This window comes from Antarcticimicrobium sp., from assembly GCF_029212575.1.
In the GTDB taxonomy this organism is placed as follows: Bacteria; Pseudomonadota; Alphaproteobacteria; order Rhodobacterales; family Rhodobacteraceae; genus Antarcticimicrobium.
Genome location: NZ_JARGPK010000055.1, coordinates 156,895 through 179,066 on the forward strand (window position 1 = coordinate 156,895; position 22,172 = coordinate 179,066).

General features: G+C 66.8%; 18 protein-coding genes. 10 read left to right on the forward strand and 8 right to left on the reverse strand.

From position 1 onward, the window contains the following. Positions 1-34: 34 nt before the first annotated feature. The 5 genes from P1U75_RS12005 to P1U75_RS12025 form a co-directional block, all read right to left on the reverse strand. Positions 35-334, reverse strand: coding sequence for a biotin/lipoyl-binding protein (locus P1U75_RS12005; protein ID WP_300243591.1), 300 nt, complete (start codon positions 332-334; stop codon positions 35-37). Continuing rightward, entirely contained in the window at positions 335-730 is a 396-nt protein-coding gene (locus P1U75_RS12010; RefSeq protein WP_300243593.1) for a hypothetical protein, read from the reverse strand. 77 nt (positions 731-807) lie between these two features. After that, positions 808-1,452 (reverse strand): flavin reductase family protein, encoded by a 645-nt coding sequence (locus P1U75_RS12015; RefSeq protein WP_300243595.1) that lies wholly within the window; start codon positions 1,450-1,452, stop codon positions 808-810. Positions 1,453-1,462: 10 nt separating this feature from the next. Then, positions 1,463-2,404: a fumarylacetoacetate hydrolase family protein gene (locus P1U75_RS12020; RefSeq protein WP_300243597.1), complete on the reverse strand. Its 942-nt coding sequence runs from the start codon at positions 2,402-2,404 to the stop codon at positions 1,463-1,465. Positions 2,405-2,414: 10 nt separating this feature from the next. After that, entirely contained in the window at positions 2,415-3,536 is a 1,122-nt protein-coding gene (locus P1U75_RS12025) for a cupin domain-containing protein (protein WP_300243600.1), read from the reverse strand. 143 nt (positions 3,537-3,679) lie between these two features. Between P1U75_RS12025 and P1U75_RS12030 the strand changes: the two genes are divergently transcribed. Beyond that, a complete protein-coding gene (locus P1U75_RS12030) occupies positions 3,680-4,360 on the forward strand; it encodes an FCD domain-containing protein (protein WP_300243602.1) in 681 nt (226 codons plus the stop codon). 65 nt (positions 4,361-4,425) lie between these two features. On the opposite strand, the gene P1U75_RS12035 is transcribed toward P1U75_RS12030, so the two are convergent. Together P1U75_RS12035 and P1U75_RS12040 are read right to left on the reverse strand one after the other, a co-directional pair. After that, entirely contained in the window at positions 4,426-6,303 is a 1,878-nt protein-coding gene (locus P1U75_RS12035) for a hypothetical protein (RefSeq protein WP_300243604.1), read from the reverse strand. A gap of 218 nt (positions 6,304-6,521) precedes the next feature. Next, positions 6,522-6,716, reverse strand: a complete 195-nt coding sequence (locus tag P1U75_RS12040) for a cation transporter (protein ID WP_300243606.1) — start codon at positions 6,714-6,716, stop codon at positions 6,522-6,524. Positions 6,717-6,879: 163 nt separating this feature from the next. Between P1U75_RS12040 and P1U75_RS12045 the strand changes: the two genes are divergently transcribed. From P1U75_RS12045 to P1U75_RS12055, 3 genes are read left to right on the forward strand one after another with little or no spacing between them, the layout of a single operon-like run. Next, the gene (locus P1U75_RS12045; RefSeq protein ID WP_300243609.1) at positions 6,880-9,390 is read left to right on the forward strand and encodes a heavy metal translocating P-type ATPase; all 2,511 of its coding nucleotides are present in this window, start codon (positions 6,880-6,882) and stop codon (positions 9,388-9,390) included. 14 nt (positions 9,391-9,404) lie between these two features. Further along, the gene (gene cueR, locus P1U75_RS12050) at positions 9,405-9,812 is read left to right on the forward strand and encodes a Cu(I)-responsive transcriptional regulator (RefSeq protein WP_300243611.1); all 408 of its coding nucleotides are present in this window, start codon (positions 9,405-9,407) and stop codon (positions 9,810-9,812) included. Next, the gene (locus tag P1U75_RS12055) at positions 9,802-10,434 is read left to right on the forward strand and encodes a class I SAM-dependent methyltransferase (RefSeq protein ID WP_300243613.1); all 633 of its coding nucleotides are present in this window, start codon (positions 9,802-9,804) and stop codon (positions 10,432-10,434) included. The genes cueR and P1U75_RS12055 overlap by 11 nt, the downstream gene beginning before the upstream one ends. Positions 10,435-10,441: 7 nt before the next feature. On the opposite strand, the gene P1U75_RS12060 is transcribed toward P1U75_RS12055, so the two are convergent. Further along, positions 10,442-12,790, reverse strand: a complete 2,349-nt coding sequence (locus tag P1U75_RS12060) for a Tex family protein (protein ID WP_300243616.1) — start codon at positions 12,788-12,790, stop codon at positions 10,442-10,444. Between the two features lie 318 nt (positions 12,791-13,108). On the opposite strand from P1U75_RS12060, the gene P1U75_RS12065 reads away from it, so the two are divergent. The 6 genes from P1U75_RS12065 to P1U75_RS12090 all read left to right on the forward strand — a co-directional run bounded on the left by P1U75_RS12065 (position 13,109) and on the right by P1U75_RS12090 (position 22,128). Beyond that, positions 13,109-15,322, forward strand: a complete 2,214-nt coding sequence (locus P1U75_RS12065; protein WP_300243619.1) for an NADP-dependent isocitrate dehydrogenase — start codon at positions 13,109-13,111, stop codon at positions 15,320-15,322. Positions 15,323-15,500: 178 nt separating this feature from the next. After that, entirely contained in the window at positions 15,501-16,352 is an 852-nt protein-coding gene (locus tag P1U75_RS12070) for a PhnD/SsuA/transferrin family substrate-binding protein (protein ID WP_300243622.1), read from the forward strand. After that, positions 16,349-17,767 (forward strand): HAMP domain-containing sensor histidine kinase, encoded by a 1,419-nt coding sequence (locus P1U75_RS12075; protein ID WP_300243624.1) that lies wholly within the window; start codon positions 16,349-16,351, stop codon positions 17,765-17,767. Before P1U75_RS12070 ends, P1U75_RS12075 begins: the two co-directional genes overlap by 4 nt. Continuing rightward, a complete protein-coding gene (locus P1U75_RS12080) occupies positions 17,764-18,981 on the forward strand; it encodes a response regulator (protein ID WP_300243627.1) in 1,218 nt (405 codons plus the stop codon). The genes P1U75_RS12075 and P1U75_RS12080 overlap by 4 nt, the downstream gene beginning before the upstream one ends. Before the next feature lie 150 nt (positions 18,982-19,131). Then, positions 19,132-19,650 carry an arsenate reductase (azurin) small subunit gene (locus P1U75_RS12085; RefSeq protein ID WP_300243630.1) on the forward strand — a complete coding sequence of 173 codons (519 nt, stop codon included), beginning with the start codon at positions 19,132-19,134 and terminating at the stop codon, positions 19,648-19,650. A 12-nt stretch (positions 19,651-19,662) separates the two neighbouring features. Then, positions 19,663-22,128: an arsenate reductase (azurin) large subunit gene (locus P1U75_RS12090; protein ID WP_300243632.1), complete on the forward strand. Its 2,466-nt coding sequence runs from the start codon at positions 19,663-19,665 to the stop codon at positions 22,126-22,128. The last annotated feature ends 44 nt before the right edge of the window (positions 22,129-22,172 follow it).

Genomic DNA, 22,172 nt, shown 5'->3' on the forward strand with positions numbered 1-22,172 from the left:
GCGCTGGTGAACCTCGAGCTGTTCGGCGGCGAACTCAAAGGTCGAGGGCCGCCTCCGCCGCCCGCAGCGCCTGTTGCTGCTGTACCGCGTCGAGCCGCGCCAGCACCGCGCCGGCCTCAACCTGGTCGCCCGCCTCGACGGGAACCTCGGCCAGGCGCCCTCCGGCCGGAAACGACAGCTCCACCGGATCGCGGGCCACAATTTCCCCGGTCAGGGAAAACGCCCGGGTTTCCGCCTTTTCCTCGACGGTGACGATCTCGACCGCGAGAGGCGGCGCGGCGAGCGCGGGCAATGAAATGCAGCATAGCGCGAGGATCAGGGACAGCCGGGTCATTCAAAGGCTCCTTGCGGCGGCGGCCAGGGCATCGATCATCCCCTCGATCCGGTTGGCGAGGGTCCGGGCGTCGTCAGCGGTCGCCGGCCAGACGTTGAAGAGGGAAAAGAACTGAAGTCCGTCGATGGCGCACCAGATCGCCAGCGCCCCGGCCCGGTCGGCGGTCTCGGCCTCGATCCTTTGCCAGTGGGCTGAAAAGACCGTGCGCAGCCTGGCATTGGCAGAGAGGCTTTCCGCATGGGCGGCGATCAGCGCGATGCGCACGCTGTCAGGCCCCTTCAGCCGCGTCCGCAACGTCGCGCTGATGGCCCGCAGGGTCGGGTTCGCCAGATCGCGGAACCGGGCGCGAAGGTCCTCGATTTCCCGCCCGACCGTTTCGACGAACCGCTGGAGCATGCCATCCAGCAGCGCATGCTTGCTGGAAAAGTGGTAAAGAACGCCGCCCTTGCAGACCCCCGCCTCGCGCGCCTCGTTCAGGCGTCCCGGTCCAGTCCCGGCTCCGGCGGCGTATAGACCGGGCGGTCCATCTGGAACATCTCGCCGCCCGCCTTGTACCAGCCGCTGCCGTGCATCCGCGCGATCAGGTCCAGCGCCGGCGTGTCCACATGGCCGCGCCCGGCATCCAGCAGGAATCGGTCGGCAATATGGATCGCCGCGACCCGGCCAATGGCGATCATCTGTTTCGGCCCGGTCATCACCGCCGCATGCAGCCTGCATTCGAACGACACCGGCGCCTCCGCCAACCGCGGCGGCGCGACCTTGACGCAGGGGGCCACCGCCAGCCCGGCCAGTTCGACCTCGCTGACATCGCGCGGCGCATTGATCGCGGTCACGTTCATCGCCTCGGCCATCTGCCGCGCCACGAGGTTGATCACGAATTCCCCGGTGGCGGTGATGTTCTCGGCTGTGTCCTTCAGCCCCTTGTCCGGGTCGCGCAACAGCCCCAGCGCCACAGTGGGCGGCTCATGCCCCATAACGTTGAAGAAACTGTACGGTGCTGCGTTGATCCCGCCCGTCTCCGAACGGGTGGTGACCCAGGCGATGGGCCGCGGCGTCACCGTCGCGGTCATCAGCTTATAGACGAATTGCTCGGGATGCGCGGCGCAGTCGTAGAACATCGCGCGCCGCTCAGCCGCGCGTGCCGCCGGTCTCCGCCGGTCCGGCGGCGACGACGGGATTGCGCAACTGGCCGATCCCCTCGACGCCCGCCTCGATGATATCCCCGGGCCAGAGCCACTCCTGCGGGTCGCGCCCGGCACCCACGCCCTCGGGCGTGCCGGTGGCGATGATGTCGCCCGGCTCCAGCGTCATTCCCTTGCTCAGGTCCGCGATCAGCGCCGGGATCTTGAAATACATGTGGCGGGTGTTCGAACGTTGCTTTTCCACCCCGTTCACGGTCAGCCACAGGTCCAGCCCGTGCGGGTCCTCCACCTCGTCCGCCGTCACGATGCAGGGGCCGAAGGGGGCATAGCTGTCCATTCCCTTGGAATAGATCCACTGCCCGGCGCGGCGGTTGTCACGGGCCGAGATATCGATGATCACCGAGTAGCCCCAGACATGATCCATCGCCTCTGCCTCGCTCACCCTGGTCGCACGGCTGCCGAGGATCACCGCCAGTTCCACCTCCCAGTCGAGCTGCCGGGTCAGGGTGATATCATGCTGCACCGGCGCGCCGGGGCCGGTGACGGCGGTCGGCGGCTTGGAAAAGATCACCGGCTCCTTCGGCATCTCGTTGGCGGTATCCAGCGAACGGCTCGATTCCTGCACGTGCTCGGCATAGTTCAGCCCGATGCCGAAGATGTTCTTGCGCGGGCGCGGGATAGGCGCCAGCAGGGTCACATTGGCCAGCGGCCGCGCCGTGCCCATCGGCCAGAGGTTGCTCTGCTCATAAAGCACGGCCTGCAGGGCATCGAGGCCGGGCCGGCCAAGGTCGATCAGATCCAGCATGGTGCCGGGCAGGGGCTGGCCGATCGCCGCCCCCAGCGCGGCGACATCAACCACGATGTCATCCAGAACCACACCCAGCCGGCCCGCGTCATCGGGCGCGGCGCGAAAAGTCACCAGTTTCATATAGATCTCCTCAGGCGGCCACGGGCTGATGCCCGTCGTTTTCAGCCAATGCTTCTTCACGGTACAGTCCCAGCGCCCGCATCACCGGCAGGTCGTTCAGGCAGAACAGGCAGGCCTCTTCGCTGCTAGAATCGTTGGCATGTTCATGCCAGGCCCAGCTCGGCACGCAGAAGATGTCGCGCTCGGACCAGTCGAACCTCTGCCCGTTGATCACCGAATGCCCGGACCCCTTGCAGACCTGGTACAGGTAGCTGCCGGTATGGCGGTGGGCCCTGGTCCTCTCTCCGGGGCGCAGCATCTGCATGCTGGCGCCCAGCGTCTGCATCACCGGCCCGTTGGTCACCGGGTTCACGTATTCCATCAGGATGCCGTCATGGGGCGAGCCGTCGCTCACCCCGGCGAGGTTGAACAGCGCCTCATGCGTGCGCTCCCATTCGTACTTGAACAGCGGGCTGTAGCCCTTTTCCCATTTGCCGCCACCCGGCGTCAGGCCAGGGTTGCCCCAGGTGCGCGTCATGTCGTTCACCGGGTAGGTGACGGCCTGTTGCAGGTCCGGGTGCACCTCGTAGAAATTGGCCTCCATCGCGTTGACAAAGGGAATGTCGAGCCCGTCCTGCCAGATGCATTCGCTGCCCTCCTCGGCGACCGCGTGCTCGTGCCAGGTGCCGTTCGGGGTCAGCACGAAATCATTGGCGCCCAGCGTCATCTTGTGCCCGTCCACCACCGTATAGGCGCCGGTGCCCTCCATGATGAAGCGGATCGCGCTGGCCGAATGGCGATGCGCCGAGGCCCGCTCGCCCGGGCGCATCACCTGCAATCCGGCATAGATCCAGCCGACGGCGGCGGCCACGTCCGAGCGCCCCGGGTTGTCGAGATAGATCACCCGCCGGCCCGCCTTTTCCGGCGTCACCAGGTCGAGCGAGCGCAGGACATCCGCCCGCAGGTCGGCATAGCGCCACAGCATCGGCACCGAGGCCGAGACCGGCTCCCACGGTTCGATCTTGTTCGCCACGGTCCAGAGCGCGCCGGCGCCCTTCTTTTTAAGGTCGCCGTAATAGGCAACCAGTTCGGGCGTGTCCTCGACATTGGCCCGGCCGGCCACCTCCTCGCGGTACTGGTCATGTCTCGACATGGGGGACTCCCTCGTGTGGTCGCGGGAAGCCTGAGGGAGCCTAGTTTCGATGTAAAGCCATATTTTCGAAATTCTGGACAAATGAGGATTTCGCCGCCAAACATGGTGTATCCGGGATCGCCCGGACCCCTGCCGGAGGCGCCATGACCCTGTCCGATACCGTTTACGAAAGGCTGCGCGCCGACATTGTGCAGGGCCGGTTCCCGCCGTTGCAGCCGTTGCGATTGGAGCAATTGAAACAGCAATACGGGGTGGGGTTCTCGCCCCTGCGCGAGGCGCTGAACAGGTTGCAGGGCGAACGGCTGGTGGTTTCCGCCGCGCAGCGCGGGTTCCGCGTTCGCGCGCTCTCGGTCACCGAGATGTGGGACGCGGTGGAAAGCCGCATCCTGGTCGAGGGCGAGGCGCTGCGGCGCTCCGTCGAACAGGGCGGCGACGATTGGGAGGCCGGGCTGGTCGCCGGTTTCCACGCGCTGTCTCTGGTCGTGAAGCGCCTGGGCGCGGGGGCCGACGCACCCGCGCTGGAGGAACTGGAGCGGCGCCACCGGGAGTTTCACGCGGCGCTGATCTCTGCCTGCGGCTCTGCCTGGCTGCTGGATTTTGCCGGCACGCTGGGCACCGAGACCGAGCGCTACCGCACACTTGCGTTGCGGTCCGCCACCCTGCGGCGCGACCGCGACCTGGAGGCCGAGCACAAGGCGCTGCTCGACGCCGCGCTGGAGCGCGACGCCGACCGGGCCGCCGATCTGCTGGAGGAACATTACCGCGAAACCGGACAGTTTCTGGAGCAGGTGCTCGGGCAGGGCGAGGCCGCAGCGCTTCGATAACGAACCCGCGGCCCGATCGGGGCCGCGGGTGCTGTCAAAGCGACGGTAACGTCGGCGCCCCTTTTTTAGAGAAAGTCATCGACGATGATGTCGATGCTTACCCGGTTGATCAGGTCGCCGCCGTCGTAAGCCGACAATCGAATCGTGTATTCGCCCTTCTCGGTCGGATCGAATGTCGACAGTTGATCAAGGTAGACCCCGTCCGTTGGCTCGTTGAAGAACTCGTAGCTCCAGGAGTTTTGTGCGACGTTGTTGCCATCGATCAGCGCCGCGTATTCCGCCGGAGTGCTGGCTGAGGTGCCGCTACCGTTCGGCGTCCCGTTCCCGCCGATGGAATGATCCGCGTAAGGTACGTTGACCGGATCGAAGACGAAACCGTCGAAATCCGTGGCATCGGTCGGGTCGCCATCAAGCTCCAAGACATAGATGAAGTCATTCAGCTTGTTGCCCGTTGTGCCCGACGCATCGGTGTTGATGGACCACTCGAAATTCCAGATCGGAGTGGTCGGAGATCCCGAATCGAAGCCGAACCCGGTGGGCGGTAGATCGTTCTCGAAGCTGTAGGTTCCATCGCCGTTCGAATTGAAGGTGTTTTCAGGGTTGTTTGACGCATTGAAACGCAGCTTGCCGCGCAATCCCAATTCGACGCTGAGATCCTCGGTTTCGACAACGGAAACGGTATAGGACCCGTTCGTGTTGCCGCTGCCGAAGATCGCGTCCGGGGTGACATCTCGATCGAACGAGGTCAGAGTTCCGAGGGCAACCTCGTAGATCTGGTCGTCGCTGGAGTCGGGGGTGCCGTTGGTAAAGATCAACTGTTCGACATCTTTCAACTTGTCGGTGCCCTCCGGGCTGCCGCCACGCAGGTCGGTGATCGTGATCTTGTCGTGACCCTTGATCGTGAAGTCGAAGTCGTCAATTGCACCGTCATAGGTGGCGACGTCGAATCCCTTGCCGCCGTCGATCTTGTCGTCACCGGCCCCACCGAGGAAGGCGTCGTCGCCCTTCTTGCCATCGGCCTTGTCATCGCCGTCGCCCCCCAGAAGAAGATCGTCACCGTCGCCGCCTTTCAGCTTGTCGTCACCCCCCTTGCCGTTGAGGATCGCGGCGCCGTCACCGGCCTTGATATCGTTTTTCCCGTCATTGCCCGACAATTCGGCCCAGCCCCAGGTGTCGCTGGTGTCGAGTCCGTTCGCGTCGATCTTTCCACCGACATCGTCGATGACGACCTGCTTGTCCCAGCCGCTGGCCGCCGTGACATTGGTGTCCTTGAATTTCAATCCCTTTCCATCACTGTAATTGTATACCGCGATCCCGGTCTTGGCGTAGCTGCCGTCGATATCGACATCTTTCAGCTGCACCTTGCCGATCGGGCCGTCGTCGCCACGGAACTGGATGCCGTTGTCGCCGGTGCCGCCGCCGGTGATCGAGACATCCTCGATCTTGGCGTCTCCGTAGTACTGGAAGAAAAGAATATCGCCGTCACCGTTGTTGGAGCCGTCTCCATTGTTGACGAAACTGGAGTCCTTGATCTCGGCCTTCTCCAGCGCCACCGGGTCGTAGTCGCCGCCGACACGCAGGCCGTTCAATGCGTTGTCCTCGAAGTGGCTGTCGGTGATCTTGAGCTTTTTCAGCGTCGCGTCATCGTCGAAATCGATCCCCGCGACCGAGTAATTCTGGAACGTGATGCCGCTGATCTCGACCTTTTCCTTGTCACCGAGATCCCCGACCAGGTGAAGGCCCGATCCTCCCAGGCCGGACCCGTCCATGATGGTCGACCCCGCACCCGCGCCCTCGAAGCTCAGCGCTTTGTCCACGGTCACCGTCTCATTGAACGTGCCGGCTGGCAGCTTGATGGTATCGCCTTCGGAGGCCGCGTCGACCGCATCCTGGATGGTGGCGTAGCTGCCGGTCAGCTTCTTGCCGTCATAAACTTCAATCATGGTGTCCCCCCAGTTTTACGAATGAAACCAGGTATTGGGTCGGCTCATTCGCCAAAACGAAACTAAATAAAGACTGCGCCGCAAAATATTCGGCGCAGACTGATTCGTGGTTAACACTGTAACACCACTTCGCTCTTCAGTTGTTTCCTCCATGGAAACACTCGGAGCTTTGGGTTTCCCGGGCCGCGAGGCCACGCAATACGGCCCGGTGTTGTCGGCTAAGACGCCTTTGCGGCATACCCGGCCGCCGCGAGCGCGGCGGTGATTGCGTCCACTGAAAGGCCGCTTTGTACTGCGACTTTCCGCCCTTCCAGGTCGCAAGAAACGCGCGCCGTCGGATCTTCGGCCTTGATCGCCGCCTCGATGGCCGCCGTGCAATGGCCGCAGCTCATGTCCGGAACGTTGAATTTCATGCTCTCATTCCTTTCTCGATTCGACGTTCTCGCAGCTTTCCGCGCTCCAGCGTGGGAAGGTCAAGCGCACCGGACACGTCAAAGAAAATTGCTTCCGACCCCTTGACCCTCCAGTGACTGGAGGCCCTATCTCCGGGGCAAGACAGCAAATACGGAGGTCGAAATGACCGCGAATCGTCCTATCACGCTTTCCATCGAGGGCATGTCCTGCGCCTCTTGCGTCGGCCGTGTCGACCGGGCGCTGGCCGCACTGGACGGGGTGTCGGAGGTTGGCGTGAACCTCGCGTCGGAAACCGCGCAGATGGACATCGATGCGCCCGAGCGCCTGGGCGAGGTGACCGCCACGCTCGACAGGCTGGGCTATCCCGCCCGCCGCGCCAGTGTCACGCTGAACGTCGCCTCGATGTCCTGCGCCTCCTGCGTCGGGCGGGTCGACAAGGCGCTCGCGGCGCTGCCCGGCGTGCTGGAGGTCAACGTCAACCTCGCCGCCGAGACCGCGACCGCGACCTATCTTGAGGGCGCGGTTACACCCGACGCGTTGATCGCGGCGGCGACCGGGGCCGGCTACCCGGCGACGCTGGCGGGCGAAACGGGTACCGAAGACCGTGCCACCCGCAAGCAGGGCGAGGCCCGCGACACCGCGCGCAAGGCGGTGCTTGCCGCCGCGTTGGCACTGCCGGTCTTCGTGATGGAGATGGGCGGCCACATGGTGCCGGCGTTCCATCACCTGATCGTCGGCACGATCGGGCAAAACACCAGCTGGATCGTACAATTCGTCCTGACCACTCTCGTGCTGGCCGGGCCGGGGCGCGGGTTCTACGCCAAGGGGATCCCGGCGCTGCTGCGCGGTGCACCCGACATGAACAGCCTTGTCGCGGTCGGCACCGCGGCGGCCTATCTCTATTCCGTGGTCGCCACCTTCCTGCCCGGCGTTCTGCCCGAGGCGGTGCGCGCCGTGTATTTCGAGGCGGCGGCGGTGATCGTGGTGCTGATCCTGCTGGGCCGTTTCCTCGAGGCGCGGGCCAAGGGCCGCACCGGCGCGGCGATCCAGAAACTGCTGGGGCTCCAGGCCCGCACCGCGCGACTGATCCGGGACGGCGAGGCGGTCGAGGTCGAGATTGCGTCGATCCGCCCCGGCGACATCCTGCTGGTGCGCCCCGGCGAGCGAATCGCGACCGATGGCGAGGTGACCGAGGGCGGCGCCCATGTGGACGAAAGCATGATCACCGGCGAACCGCTGCCGGTCGCGAAGCATCCCGGCGACCCGGTCACCGGAGGCACGGTGAACGGCACCGGCAGCTTCCGGTTCCGCGCCACCCGGGTCGGCGCCGATACCACGCTGGCCCAGATCATCCGCATGGTCGAACAGGCCCAGGGCGCCAAGCTGCCGATCCAGGGGCTGGTCGACAAGATCACCCTGTGGTTCGTGCCTGCCGTCATGTCGGCGGCGCTGCTGACGGTGCTGGTCTGGCTGATCTTCGGTCCCGATCCGGCGCTGACGCTGGCGCTGGTGGCCGGGGTCTCGGTGCTGATCATCGCCTGCCCCTGCGCCATGGGGCTGGCAACGCCGACCTCGATCATGGTGGGCACCGGGCGGGCGGCCGAGATGGGCGTGCTGTTCCGCAAGGGCGATGCGCTGCAACAGCTCTCCTCGGTCGGGGTGGTGGCGCTGGACAAGACCGGCACCGTGACCGAGGGGCGGCCGGAGTTGACCGACCTGGTATTGGCCGAGGGGTTTGATCGCGCCGAGGTGCTGGCCTTGGTCGCGGCGGTCGAGGCGCGGTCGGAACATCCGATCGCCGAGGCGATCCTGCGCGCCGCCCGCGCCGAGGGGGCGGAGACGCCGGGTGCCGAGGACTTCACCTCGATCACCGGCTACGGCGTGCGCGCCACCGTGGCCGGGCGCCAGGTTCTGGTCGGCGCCGACCGGCTGATGGTGCGCGAGGGGATCGAGACCGGGCCGCTGGCAGAGGTCGAGGCCGGGCTGGCCGCGCGCGGCAAAAGCGCGCTGTTCGCCGCCGTCGATGGGCGGGTCGCGGGGGTGATCGCGGTGTCCGACCCGGTGAAACCGAGTAGCGCCGCCGCCATCGCCGCCCTGCACGGGATGGGGCTCAAGGTGGCGATGATCACCGGCGACAAACGCGAGACCGCGGAGGCCATCGCGCGCGAGACAGGTATCGACACGGTGATCGCAGGCGTACTGCCCGAGGGCAAGGTCGCCGCGCTGGACCGGCTGCGGGGCGAGGGCGGCAAGCTGGCCTTTGTCGGCGACGGCATCAATGATGCCCCGGCGCTGGCCCATGCCGATGTCGGCATCGCCATCGGCACCGGAACCGACGTCGCCATCGAATCCGCCGACGTGGTGCTGATGTCGGGCGATCTGCGCGGCGTGGTCAACGCGGTCGAGATCTCGCGCGCGACCCTGCGCAACATCCGGCAGAACCTGTTCTGGGCCTTCGGTTACAACACCGCGCTGATCCCGGTGGCGGCCGGCATCCTGTACCCGGCCTTCGGCGTCCTGCTGTCGCCGGTGCTGGCGGCGGGGGCGATGGCGCTGTCCTCGGTCTTCGTTCTGAGCAATGCGCTGCGGTTGCGCCGGGTGCGCCCGACAATGGACGAGGCGCCGACAGGCGCCGGGACCGCGCCCGCGCCGCGTACGGTACCGGCGGAATAGGAAAGGGGATGACCATGAACATCGGAGACGTATCCCGCCGCTCGGGGCTGCCGGCCAAGACGATCCGCTACTACGAGGAGATCGGGTTGATCCGGCCCGCGCGCAGCCCCAACGGCTATCGCAGCTTTCGCGAGAGCGATCTGCACCGGCTGGCCTTTCTCGGCCGCGCCCGGGCGCTGGGCTTTACCATCGAGGAGTGCCGCGCGCTGCTAGCGCTCTACCAGGACGACGGCCGCGAGAGCGCCCAGGTCAAGCAGATCGCCGAAGGCCACCTGGCCCGGATCGACGAGAAGATCGCGCAGCTTCAGTCGATGCGCGCGACGCTGGCACACCTGGTGTCCTGCTGTGCAGGGGATGACCGGCCCGACTGCCCGATCCTCGACGACCTGAGCGCGGGAACCGGAAACTGCCATGGCGGATGATGCCGACAGCCCCGCGCGGCAGCGCCACTGGGATGCCGCCTATGCCGACAAGCCCGACGATGGGCTGTCTTGGTATCAGGATGCGCCGCAGCCCAGCCTCGAGTTGATCGAGCGCGACGGGCCGGGGCCGGGGGCCTCGGTGATCGACATCGGCGCCGGGGCGGCGCGGCTTGCCGATGCGCTGCTGGCGAAGGGATACGGCGACATCACGCTGCTGGACATTTCCGAGGCCGCGCTGGCGGCAACGCGCGACCGGCTTGGCGATGGCGGCGGGCGCATCCGCTATCTGGCCGCCGACATCACCCAATGGCAGCCGCCGCGCCGCTGGGACATCTGGCACGACCGCGCGGTGATGCATTTCCTGGTGGAGGAGGCGGATCAGCGCGCCTATCGCCGCGCCTTCCTCGCGGGTACGGCGCCCGGCGCGCTGGCGGTGATCGGCACCTTTGCCCCGGACGGGCCGGAGCGGTGCAGCGGTCTGCCGGTGCGGCGTTGGGCGGCGGAGGAACTGGCCGGGTTCCTCGGGCCGCAGGTGACGCTGCTGGACAGCCGCCGCCACCGGCACGAAACCCCCGGCGGCGTGGCGCAGCAGTTCGATTTCGCGGTGCTGCGCCGGAGCTGAGCGGCACTTACTTGCGCCGCATCGCATCCTTCAGCGCATCGCCCAGCGCGCCGGTCTGCGGCGATTTCTGCCCGCCGCCCTTGGGCCCCGACGACATCGGTCCGCGCGACTTGCCCTTCGGGCCGCCACCCTTGGAATTGTCCGGGCCGCGCGCGGCGCGATCCGACTTGGCGCTGGCGCCGCCGTCCTTGCGCATGGTCAGCCCGATCCGCTTGCGCGGCACGTCGACCTCGACCACGGTCACCTTGACCACCTGACCGGCCTTGACCACCTCATGCGGGTCCTTGACGAAGCGGTCGGCCAGCTGGCTGACATGCACCAGCCCGTCCTGGTGCACGCCGATATCGACGAAGGCACCGAAGGCGGCGACGTTGGTGACCGTTCCCTCCAGCACCATGCCCGGTTTCAGGTCGGTGATCTCCTCGACCCCGTCGGTGAATGTCGCGGTCTTGAAGCTGGGGCGCGGATCGCGGCCCGGTTTCTCCAGCTCGCTCAGGATGTCGCGCACCGTGGGCAGGCCGAATGTGTCATCGACGAATTGCTCGGCCCGGATCCCCTTGAGCGCGCCCTCATGCCCCATGATCTGGCGGATGTCGCGCCCGCAGGCCGAGACGATGCGGCGCGCCACCGCATAGGCCTCGGGGTGCACGGCGGAGGCATCCAGCGGTTCCGCCCCGTCGCGGATGCGCAGGAACCCGGCGCATTGCTCGAAGGCGCGCGGCCCGAGGCGGGCCACCTTGAGCAATTCCTTGCGGGATTTGAAGGCGCCGTTGAGGTCGCGGTGCATCACCACGGCCTCGGCCAGCCCCGGCCCGAGGCCGGAGACATGCGACAACAGCGGCGCCGAGGCCATGTTCAGATCGACGCCGACGGCGTTGACCACGTCCTCGATCACCGCCTCCAGCGATTTGCCCAGCTTGTGCTGATCGACGTCGTGCTGGTACTGGCCGACCCCGATGCTCTTGGGTTCGATCTTGACCAGTTCGGCCAGCGGATCCTGCAACCGCCGCGCAATCGACACCGCGCCGCGCAGGCTGACGTCGAGATCGGGAAACTCGCGCGCCGCCAGTTCCGAGGCGGAATAGACCGAGGCGCCGGCCTCGCTCACCACCACCTTGGTGGGGGCCTTGACCGAGGCGGGCAGGTTCTGGATCACCTCGCCCACCATGCGCTCGGTCTCGCGGCTGGCGGTGCCGTTGCCGATGGCGATCAGCTCCACCCCGTGTTCAGCAATCAATTTCAGGATGCTGACCTGCGCGCCGCGCAGATCGTTCCTGGGCTGGAACGGGTAAAGCGTTTCGGTCGCCACCAGCTTGCCGGTGGCGTCCACTACTGCCGCCTTGACCCCGGTGCGGATGCCCGGATCGAGCCCGAGGGTGGGGCGCGCGCCCGCTGGAGCGGCGAACAGAAGATCCTTGAGGTTGCGGGCAAAGACCGCGATCGCCTCGTCCTGCGCCCGGGCGCGCAGATCGCCCATCAGGTCGACCATCATGGTCAGGCTCAGCTTCACCCGCCAGGTCCAGCCGGCGATCTTGCGCAGCCATTTGTCGCCGGGCTGATCGGTGCGGGTTTCGAGGTAGGAGGCGACCAGCGCCTCGGCCCGCGCCGCGCCTTCCCCGGGCTCCGGCGCGATGTCCAGCGTGACCACCCCCTCTTTCTGGGCCCGCAGCATCGCCAGCGCCCGGTGCGAGGGCACCTTGGACCAGGGTTCCACGTGGTCGAAATAGTCGCTGAACTTGGCGCCCGCCTGTTCCTGCCCCTCGATCACCTTGGAGGTCAGCCGTGCCTCGGCCTGCATGAAGGCGCGCAGATCGCCCAGCAGCGCGGCATTCTCGGCCAGCCCCTCGGCGATGATGTCGCGCGCCCCGTTCAGCGCATCCTTGATGGTCGGCACCGCCTCGGTGAGGAACCCTTCGGCCAGTTTCTCGGGCTCGACGGCGCGGTCGTCGCGGATCGCATCGGCCAGCGGTTCCAGCCCGTTCTCGCGCGCGATCATCGCCTTGGTGCGCCGCTTGGGCTTGTAGGGCAGATAGATATCCTCAAGCTGCGCCTTGGTCTCGGCCCCGGCGATGGATCTGGCCAGATCTTCGGTCAGCTTGCCCTGATCCTTGATCGAGCCGAGGATCGTCTGCCGCCGCGCCTCCAGCTCGCGCAGATAGGCCAGCCGGTCCGACAGGGTGCGCAACTGGGTGTCGTCCAGCCCGCCGGTGGCCTCCTTGCGGTAGCGCGCGACGAAAGGCACCGTCGATCCCTCGTCCAGCAGCTTGACGGCGGCGCCGACCTGCTCGGTCCGGGCGGCGATCTCGGAGGCGATGGTGCGGGCGATGCGGGCGGCGGTCTGCGGGTCCGTGTCCAAGGGCGACTCCATTTCACAATTCGGACGCTCTTATTGCCCGGTTCGCCTGTCGCCGCCAAGACCGAAGTCGCGCGGGCGGCCCGGCGCCGGATGACGCCCGGGGCGGCGGCCCGCAGATGTTTGCGCCAACTGGGGCAAATCGCGCGGGGTCGCTCGATTGATTACCTGCGCGGGGTGGGCTAGAGGGAGCGGGAAAACCGGGCCACCACGGCATGCCGTGCCAAGGGACGCCCGCCGCATTTCCCCTCCGGCGCGCCGCAGCGTGCCCGCCAAATTCAGATCTCACGCCACCAGACCGGCAGAAAAGGTACGAAGACCATGGCAGACAGCTCCAACCCCGATATTGTGTATACCATCGTAGACGAAGCGCCCGAACTGGCCAGCGCCTCGCTGCTGCCGATCATCCGGTCGTTCGCGGGAGCCGCCGGAATCGGCATCGGCACCAAGGACATCTCGCTGGCCGGGCGCATCCTTGCCGCCTTTTCCGAGACCCTGACCGAGGATCAGCGCCACAGCGACGATCTGGCCGCGCTGGGCCAGCTGGTGAAATCGCCGGACGCCAACGTCATCAAGCTGCCCAATATCTCGGCCTCGGCGCCGCAGCTTGCCGCCGCGATCAAGGAGCTTCAGGACAAGGGTTTCGCCCTTCCCGATTACCCCGAAGCACCTGCCACCGATGCCGAAAAGGCGATCCGCGCCCGCTATGACGCGATCAAGGGCTCGGCGGTCAACCCGGTCCTGCGCGAAGGCAACTCCGACCGTCGTGCGGCCGCCGCGGTCAAGAAATATGCCCAGAACAACCCGCACCGCATGGGCACCTGGTCCAAGGACAGCAAGACCCGCGTGTCGTCGATGCCGGGCAATGACTTCTACGCCAACGAGGTCGCCGCCACCCTGACCGCTGCTCAGGCCGGCCCGGCGAAGATCGAATTCGTCGGCAAGGATGGCACCACCACCGTGCTCAAGGACGGCTGGACCCTGATCGAAGGCGAAGTGGTCGATGCCACCTACATGTCGGCCAAGGCGCTTGACGCCTTTCTTGCCAAGGAAATCGAGGCAACCAAGGCCGAGGGCACGCTGTTCTCGATTCACCTGAAGGCCACGATGATGAAGGTCTCCGACCCGATCATCTTCGGCCACGCGGTCAAGGCCTGGCTCGCGCCGGTGTTCGACACGTTCGGCGACGAGATGAAGGCGCTGGGCGTCAACCCCAACTCCGGCATGGGCGACGTGCTGGAGCGGGTCAAGGACAACGCCGAGATCATGGCCGCGATCGAGGCCTGCAATGCGAACCGCCCCGCGATGTACATGGTGAACTCCGACAAGGGCATCACCAACCTGCACGTGCCCAGCGACGTGATCATCGACGCCTCGATGCCCGCGCTGATCCGCGCCGGCGGCAAGGGCTGGGGTCCGGACGGAGAAGAGGGCGACAGCAACTGCCTGATCCCCGACAACTGCTATGCCCCGGTCTATGACGCGGCGGTCGAGTTCTTCAAGGCCAACGGCGCGCTCAACCCGGCCACCGTCGGCACCGTGCAGAACGTCGGCCTGATGGCCCAGAAGGCCGAGGAATACGGGTCGCACCCGACCACTTTCGAGGCCCCGGCAGACGGCAGCATCCGCATCGTGCTGGCCAATGGCGACACTCTGCATTCGCTCGACGTGGAAGCGGGCGATATCTGGCGCGCTTGCACCGCCAAGAAAGCGCCGATCGAGAACTGGATCCAGCTGGCCATCGACCGCCAGCGGCTGACCGGGTTTCAGGCGATCTTCTGGCTGGACGCGAACCGCGGCCATGACGCCGAAATCATCAAATACGTCAAACCCGCGCTCGAAGCGGCCGGCGTCGCCGACAAGTTCACCATCATGGCCCCGCGCGAGGCCACCGTCGCCTCGCTGGAGACCATCACCGCGGGCAACAACAGCATCGCCATCACCGGCAACGTGCTGCGCGACTACCTGACCGACCTGTTTCCGATCCTCGAACTGGGCACCTCGGCCAAGATGCTCTCGATCGTCAAGCTGATGAACGGCGGCGGCATGTTCGAAACCGGCGCCGGCGGCTCGGCCCCCAAGCATGTGCAGCAGCTGGTCGGGGAAAGCCACCTTCGCTGGGACTCGATGGGCGAATTCTGCGCGCTGTCGGAATCGCTCAAGTTCCTCGCCGACGCCAAGGGCAATGCCAAGGCCGCCGTGCTGGGCGCCGCGGCCGAGGTCGCGACGCAGGGTATCCTTGACGACAACCGTTCGCCCTCGCGCAAGGTCGGCGAGCCGGACAACCGCGACAGCCACTACTGGTTCGCCCGCTACTGGGCCGAGGCGCTGGCGGCGCAGTCCGACGATGCCGAACTGGCGGCGCATTTCGCCCCCATCGCGAAAGAGCTGGCCGGGAAGGAAGAGGCGATCCTGGCCGAACTGGCCGCCGCCCAGGGCGCGCCGGCCGATATCGGCGGCTACTATCTGCCCGACGTCGAGAAGAAGGCGGCGGTGATGCGCCCCAGCGCCACGCTGAACGCCATCGTCGGCTGATCCCACCGACACCGGCAGGCAAACGCGCCCGGAGAGCAACCTCTCCGGGCGTTTTTCGTTTCGGCCCGGTGACCAAAAGACGTGATACGGCGGTCGCAGGCGCCCTTTCGCCGCGTCCACGACAGGATTGTGCCGGAGGATGCGAGGTGCTTATTCTGCCGTCACGGGAGGACCACAGATGAGACGACGGCAGGTCATCGCGGCATTCGCCGCATCCGCGGCCTTGTCCGCCCCCCCGATCCTGCGCGCGCAGACCCGCTTTCGCCTCGCGCTCACACCGGTCTTTCTGGACAATGACGCAAGGGTCATCGAACAGCTCAGGGCGGCCCTGTCGGAGGGGACGGGCCAGGACATCGACCTCGTGCAGCGCCGGACCTACCAGGAGATCACCGGCGCGCTGCTCGACGGGTCGGTCGATGCCGCCTGGGTCTGCGGCTACCCGTTCCTGCAACACAAGGACCAGCTCTCCCTGCTCGGCGTGCCGGTCTGGCGCGGCAGGCCCCTGTACCGGTCCTACCTCATCGTTTCGGCCGGGGACGCCGCCGAACGCATCGAGGATCTGCGCGGCGGCATGCACGCCTTTTCCGATCCGGACAGCAATTCTGGCTTTCTCGTCACCGCCTCCGATCTGGCCCGGATGGGCGAGACGCCTGACGGGTTCTTTTCCCGTACCCTGTTCACCTGGGGGCATCGCAATGTGGTCCGCGCGGTGGCCGGCGGGCTGGTCCGCTCGGGCAGCGTCGACGGCTATGTCTGGGAGGCGCTCTCGGTGGTCGAGCCTGACCTGGTGCCGCGGACACGTGTCATCGCGCGGTCGGAATTGCTGGGCTTTCCGCCCTTCGCCGCGCGGACGGACCGCATCGGCGATGCCGATGTCGCGGCGCTTCAGCGCGCGCTGCTCGGCATGAACGGGACCGCCACCGGGCGGGCGGCGCTCGACCTGCTGTTCCTCGATCGGATCGCCGCCCCCGACCTGCGGCTGTTCGACGGCATCGCCCTGCGCATGGCCGAACTTGGGCAGGATGGATGACCCGGCGCACATTCAGCCGCATTCCGATCACCCTGCGTGTCGCGCTGGCCATGGGCGGGCTGATGATCCTGCTGGGTCTGGTCGCTTCGCAGCAGGTGCTGCGATCCCTCAGCCGGCTGCATGACGACCGGCTGAGAGAGATCGCTCGGCTGCACGTCGGCGGGCTCTCTGTCGCGCTCGGTCCCTTGGCGCTGCACAAGGACGTGTGGGAGATCTACGACACCCTCGACCGGGCCCGGACCGCCTCCGACGGTCAGCGGATGCTGTTCACCGTGGTCGCGGACGACCGGAACCGGGTTCTGGCCGCCTCCGATCCGCTGCGCGCGCCGATCGACAGCGATGCGACCCGGTTTTCCGAGGATGCCTCGGATCTTGCCGCCCTGACCGCGTCGGGCGGCGCGCCACAGGTGCGGGTGCGCGCGCCGCTGCTGGTGGCCGGGCGCCGCGTCGGCCAGATCGTGACCGAGATCGACGTCGGCGACCTGGTGGCCGAGCGTCGGCGCGTCTCGCTGTTTCTGCTGCTGGCCAACGCCGCCGCGACCGTTCTGCTGGCCTGCGCCGGATATGTCCTTGTCGCGCGCATGCTCAAGCCGGTGACGCTGCTGACCCAGCACATGGACAGCGCCGGCGGCGCGCCGGGCCGCATCCCCGAGGCCGAGATCCCGGAGTCCGATACCGAGCTGGCCCGGCTGCTGCGGCGCTTCAACACCATGACCGGCGCGATCGAGGCGCGCACCGAGGCCGAAAGGCGGCTGGCCGAGCGTGAACGGTTCGTCAGCCTGGGGCGGCTGTCCTCGTCGCTCGCGCATGAGATCAACAACCCGCTGGGCGGCCTGTTGAACACCGCCGACACCATCCGCACCTATGCCGGGCGGCCCGAGGTGGTGCAAAGCTCGGCCGAGCTGCTGCAGCGCGGGCTGCTGCACCTGAAGGATGTCAGCCGCGCCATTCTGGAGGAGAACCGCCTCGACCGGTCCGGAACGCCGCTGCGGCCCTCGGATTTCGACGATCTGAAACTGTTGTTCGAACCCGAGGCGACCCGCAAGGCGCAGAGCCTGGACTGGACGATCCGGGCCGATGGCGCGGCCCTGGCCACGCTGCCGGCGGCGCCGCTGCGCCAGATCGTCCTGAACCTGCTGCTGAACGCCTCGGCGGCGGCGCCGGAGGGCGGGCGGATCGGCCTGGATGTCACCGCGCAGGAGGATGCGATCGAACTGGCGATAACCGACGACGGGCCCGGGCTGGGCGCAAGGGATCTCGACCGGCTGATGTCCTCGGTGCCGGTGGCACCCGGCGGCGGCGTGGGGCTGCGGCTGGTCCACGATCTTGTCGCGGGGCTGGGCGGGCGCATCCGACATCACCGCGAGGCAGGGCGTACCGCGCTGGTGGTCCGCTTGCCATCGGGGCGCGCATGACGCTCCGGGGCCGGCATATCGTTCTTGTCGAGGACGACGAGATAATGGGCGGATCGGTCCATCAGCGGCTGGAGCTGGAGGGGGCATCCGTCACCTGGGTCAAGCTGATGGGGCGCGGGCTGTCGGCGATCCGGACCCCGCGCCGCCCGGTCGATGCGGTGGTCTGCGACATCCGCCTTCCGGACGGAACCGGCGAGGAACTGTACGAAACCCTCTGCCGCACCAGCAGCCCGCCGCCGTTCCTGTTCATCACCGGGCAGGGCGGCATCGACCAGGCGGTGCGGCTGCTGCGCGCCGGGGCGGCGGATTACGTCACCAAACCCTTTGACATGGGCGGCTTCCTCGACCGGCTGGCGCTGATCCTGCGCCCGGAGGAGGACGCTGGCCTGCCGCCGCAAACCGGTATCTCCGCCGGGGCACGGCGGGTCGATGCGCTGGTCGCCGAATATGCCGCCGGCGATCATCCGGTCCTGATCCGTGGCGCCAAGGGCTTGGGCAAGGCCCGCCTGGCGCGCCGGATGCATGACCAGTCGGATCGCCGCGCCGCCCCGTTTGTCGAGCGCAATTCCTACCGTGCAACCGGTGCTCGGCCCGCGCTGGCCGAGGCCATCGGCGCGGTGGGCGAAGGCACGCTCTTCATCAACGGGATCGAGCGGCTTTCGCCCCGGGATCAGGGCCGCCTTTTCGAGGCCCTGACGGAGGGTGCGCCGTTTCGAACCATCGCCTCGACCTGGCCGGATACCGAGGCAACGGAGGGCGGCGCGGTCAGGGCGGACCTTCTTTATCTCTTCGCGGCGCACGAGGTCTTCGTGCCGCCGCTGTCGGAACGGCCCGAGGATGCGGTCTGGCTGGCCGGGCAATTCTTCGAGGTTCTCAATGGGCGCCGCGCCGCGCCGCTCAGGGGACTGTCGTCGCACGCCGAGGCGGCGCTTCGGGCGCATGACTGGCCGGGCAACGGGCGCGAACTGCGCGCGCGGCTGCTGCGCGCGGTCGAGGCGGCGCAGGGCGACCGGGTGTTCCCCTCCGACCTCTTTCCGGAGATCGGCGCCGAGAGCGACCGGTTCCCGACCCTGGCCCAGGCGCGCGAGGCCGCCGAGCGGCAGCAGATCGCGGCGGCGCTGTCCCGCACCGATGGCCAGGTCGGCGAGGCGGCGAAACTGCTTCGGGTGTCGCGCACGACTCTGTGGGAAAAGATGCAGAAACTCGGCCTCTGATCCGCCGCGAAAATGTTCGGATTTCCGAACATTTAAAAATCCCCTTTGAAATCAATCCACAGCCGCGATGCGGCAATGCGCATCGCGGCGTCGCGCATGCCCCGGGTCGGGGCCTAACATGGGCCCGGAAATGCAAGGGAGGATTGTTTCATGAAATGCAATCGGCTGGTCGATGCGGGCCGCCGTCAGTTCCTGCGTGGCGGCATGGTCGGCGCGGTAGGGGCTGCGGCGTCCGCGGTGTTGCCTGCACAGCAGGCGCAGGCCCGGAGCCTCGCACGGGTGGAATACCCGGCCAACAGGCTCGCCAATGTCGCGGACCTCGTGGTGAACGACCCGGTGGACATCGAGTACCCCGATGCCGACAGCCCGGGCGTGCTGCTCAAGCTCGGCCAGGCGGTCGAGGGCGGTGTCGGGCCGGATGGCGATATCGTCGCCTTCTCGGTGCTCTGTCCGCACAAGGGCTGGATGCTGAGTTACAGCGCCGAGGACCGGACGCTGAACTGCCCCGGCCACCATTCGCGTTTCGATGCCGAGGCGGGCGGTCAGCAGGTCTGGGGCCATGCCACCCACAACCTGCCGCAATTCGTCCTGCGCGTCGACGACAAGGGCGACATTCATGCCGAAGGGGTGGACGAGCTGATTTATGGCCGCCTGTCCAACGTGCTCTGAGGGGGAACAACCATGGCTTACAAAAGACAGATAGACCGGCTTCCGATCATCCCGGCGAATGCCACGGAGCATAACGTCACCTGCCACTATTGCATCGTCGGCTGCGGCTACAAGGCTTACACTTGGCCGATGAACAGCCAGGGCGGCACCGCGCCGGCCGAGAACAAGTTCGGTGTCGATCTGGGCGAGCAGCAATTCCAGGATACCGAAGCCTGGTACGCGCCGTCGATGTACAACATCGTCCGGCAGGGCGGCAAGGACGTGCACCTGGTGGTGAAACCCGACGTGAATTGCGTGGTCAATTCCGGCCTCGGATCAATCCGCGGCGCCCGGATGGCGGAAAACCGTCCCTCCAAGGTGACCGGCACGCAGCAACAGCGGCTCTCCGATCCCCGGGTCTGGCGCAACGGCGTCTGGCAGCCCACCACCTGGAACGATGCGCTCGACCTGGTTGCACGGGTGACGGCGCGGGTGGTGACCGAGGGCTCCGAAGACGATCTCGTGGTGTCGATGTTCGACCATGGCGGTTCAGCCGGCGGGTATGAGAACACCTGGGGCACCGGCAAGCTCTACTTCGAGAGCATGAAGATCAGGAACTGCCGCATCCACAACCGCCCGGCCTACAACTCCGAGGTTCATTCGACCCGCGACATGGGCGTGGGCGAGCTGAACTATGCCTACAAGGACTACGAGCTGACCGACACTATCTTCATGGTCGGGGCCAACTCGATGGAGACCCAGACCAACCTTTACCTCAACCATATGGTGCCCGGGCTTCAGGCCGGGGCGAAGTTCATCGCCGTCGATCCGCGTCGCACCCTGACGATCAGCTCGGCCGAGGAATTCGCGGGCAAGGAGAACGTGCTGCATCTCGCGATCAACGAGGGCACCGACATGGCGCTGTTCAACGCCTTGCTGACCCTTATCGTCGACAACGGCTGGGTGGATGCGGAGTTCATCGCCAATTCGACCTTCCAGAATGGCGAGGCGGTGGCCCAGGACGAGGCCCATCCGGCGGGGCTCGGCAGCCTCGACTACGCGATGGCAACCTGTCGCACCTCGGTCGAAGAGGCGGCGGATATCTGTGGCGTCGCCGCGCAGGACATCGTCAAGGCCGCCGAATGGATTGCCAGGCCGCATGACGACGGCAGCCGCCGCAAATGTGTCACCGCCTATGAAAAGGGGATCATCTGGGGCAACGACAACTATCGCACCATCGGCGCGTTGGTGAACATCGCGCTGGCCACCGGCAACATCGGCCGCGAGGGCGGCGGGGTCTGCCGCCTCGGAGGCCATCAGGAGGGGTATTATCGGCCATCGGATGCCCATGTCGGGCGTCCCGCCGAATATATCGACCAGTTCCTGATCCGCGGCCTGGGCGGGGTGCATCACATCTGGGCTTGCGACCACTACAAGACCACGCTGAACGCGTCCGAGTTCAAGCGGGTGCACAAGCGCCGCTCGGACATGGTCAAGGACGCCATCGACGCCGCCGCCGGCGGCACCCGTGAACAGGTGGTCGATGCCATCGTCGCCGCGATCAACGCGGGCGGGCTGTTCGTGGTGGACGTGGATATCATCCACAGCCAGATCGGCCAGAACGCCCATGTCATCCTGCCCGCCTGCGAAGCCAACGAGATGAACCTCACCTCGATGAACGGCGAACGCCGGATGCGCCTGTCGGAACGCTACATGGACCCGTTCGGCAATTCCCGCCCCGACTGCCTGATCGCGGCCGGTGTCGCCCAGCACATGGAACGCGTTCTGCGCGAAATGGGCAACGATGCCTATGCCGACCAGTTCAAGGGCTACGACTGGACGACCGAGGAAGACGCCTTCATGGACGGCTACAACAAGGGCAACCCGGAGGTGACCTATGATCGTCTGCGCGCCATGGGCAACAACGGGGTGCAGGAGCCGGTTGTCGGCTATGAGAACGGCGAACTGGTCGGGACCGAACGTCTCTATACTGACGGCAGCTTCGACCGGCACGGGCGCGACGACGGCAAGGCGTTGTTCTGTGCCGCCGGCTGGCGCGGCTGGCAGGCACCGGGCAAGGCGCGCGAGAAGGCCGCGCACAGGTTCTGGATCAACAACGTCCGCGCCAACATATTCTGGCAGAACCAGTTCCTGGATCAGGAGAACGACTTTATCCAGGATCGTTTCCCGCACCCCTTCGTCGAGATGAATCCCGACGACATGGTCGACCTTGGCCTGAACCCGGGCGACCTGCTGGAGATCGTCAACGACAACGGCGTGACCCAGGGCATGGCCTATCCGACGCCAACAGCCAAACGCGGGCAGGTTGCGATGGTGTTCGGCTCTCCGGCCGGCAGCCAGGGCAATGTGGTCAACCCCGGCGTCAACGAGCTGGTGCTGCCCGATTACAAGCATTGCTGGGGCGACATCCGCAAGATCGCGGATGCCACGCCGGAGACGCGGGCGATTTCCTTCAAGTCCAAGGAAGTGAGGCTCTGACACAAACGCCCCCCGCCCGCCCCGAGATCGGGGCGGGCGATCTT

Excerpts from the sequence above, each read along its gene's own strand:
- P1U75_RS12005 (WP_300243591.1), bottom strand. The coding sequence starts at position 334 with ATGACCCGGCTGTCCCTGATCCTCGCGCTATGCTGCATTTCATTGCCC.
- P1U75_RS12010 (WP_300243593.1), bottom strand. The coding sequence starts at position 730 with ATGCTCCAGCGGTTCGTCGAAACGGTCGGGCGGGAAATCGAGGACCTT.
- P1U75_RS12015 (WP_300243595.1), bottom strand. The coding sequence starts at position 1,452 with ATGTTCTACGACTGCGCCGCGCATCCCGAGCAATTCGTCTATAAGCTG.
- P1U75_RS12020 (WP_300243597.1), bottom strand. The coding sequence starts at position 2,404 with ATGAAACTGGTGACTTTTCGCGCCGCGCCCGATGACGCGGGCCGGCTG.
- P1U75_RS12025 (WP_300243600.1), bottom strand. The coding sequence starts at position 3,536 with ATGTCGAGACATGACCAGTACCGCGAGGAGGTGGCCGGCCGGGCCAAT.
- P1U75_RS12030 (WP_300243602.1), top strand. The coding sequence starts at position 3,680 with ATGACCCTGTCCGATACCGTTTACGAAAGGCTGCGCGCCGACATTGTG.
- P1U75_RS12035 (WP_300243604.1), bottom strand. The coding sequence starts at position 6,303 with ATGATTGAAGTTTATGACGGCAAGAAGCTGACCGGCAGCTACGCCACC.
- P1U75_RS12040 (WP_300243606.1), bottom strand. The coding sequence starts at position 6,716 with ATGAAATTCAACGTTCCGGACATGAGCTGCGGCCATTGCACGGCGGCC.
- P1U75_RS12045 (WP_300243609.1), top strand. The coding sequence starts at position 6,880 with ATGACCGCGAATCGTCCTATCACGCTTTCCATCGAGGGCATGTCCTGC.
- cueR (WP_300243611.1), top strand. The coding sequence starts at position 9,405 with ATGAACATCGGAGACGTATCCCGCCGCTCGGGGCTGCCGGCCAAGACG.
- P1U75_RS12055 (WP_300243613.1), top strand. The coding sequence starts at position 9,802 with ATGGCGGATGATGCCGACAGCCCCGCGCGGCAGCGCCACTGGGATGCC.
- P1U75_RS12065 (WP_300243619.1), top strand. The coding sequence starts at position 13,109 with ATGGCAGACAGCTCCAACCCCGATATTGTGTATACCATCGTAGACGAA.
- P1U75_RS12070 (WP_300243622.1), top strand. The coding sequence starts at position 15,501 with ATGAGACGACGGCAGGTCATCGCGGCATTCGCCGCATCCGCGGCCTTG.
- P1U75_RS12075 (WP_300243624.1), top strand. The coding sequence starts at position 16,349 with ATGACCCGGCGCACATTCAGCCGCATTCCGATCACCCTGCGTGTCGCG.
- P1U75_RS12080 (WP_300243627.1), top strand. The coding sequence starts at position 17,764 with ATGACGCTCCGGGGCCGGCATATCGTTCTTGTCGAGGACGACGAGATA.
- P1U75_RS12085 (WP_300243630.1), top strand. The coding sequence starts at position 19,132 with ATGAAATGCAATCGGCTGGTCGATGCGGGCCGCCGTCAGTTCCTGCGT.
- P1U75_RS12090 (WP_300243632.1), top strand. The coding sequence starts at position 19,663 with ATGGCTTACAAAAGACAGATAGACCGGCTTCCGATCATCCCGGCGAAT.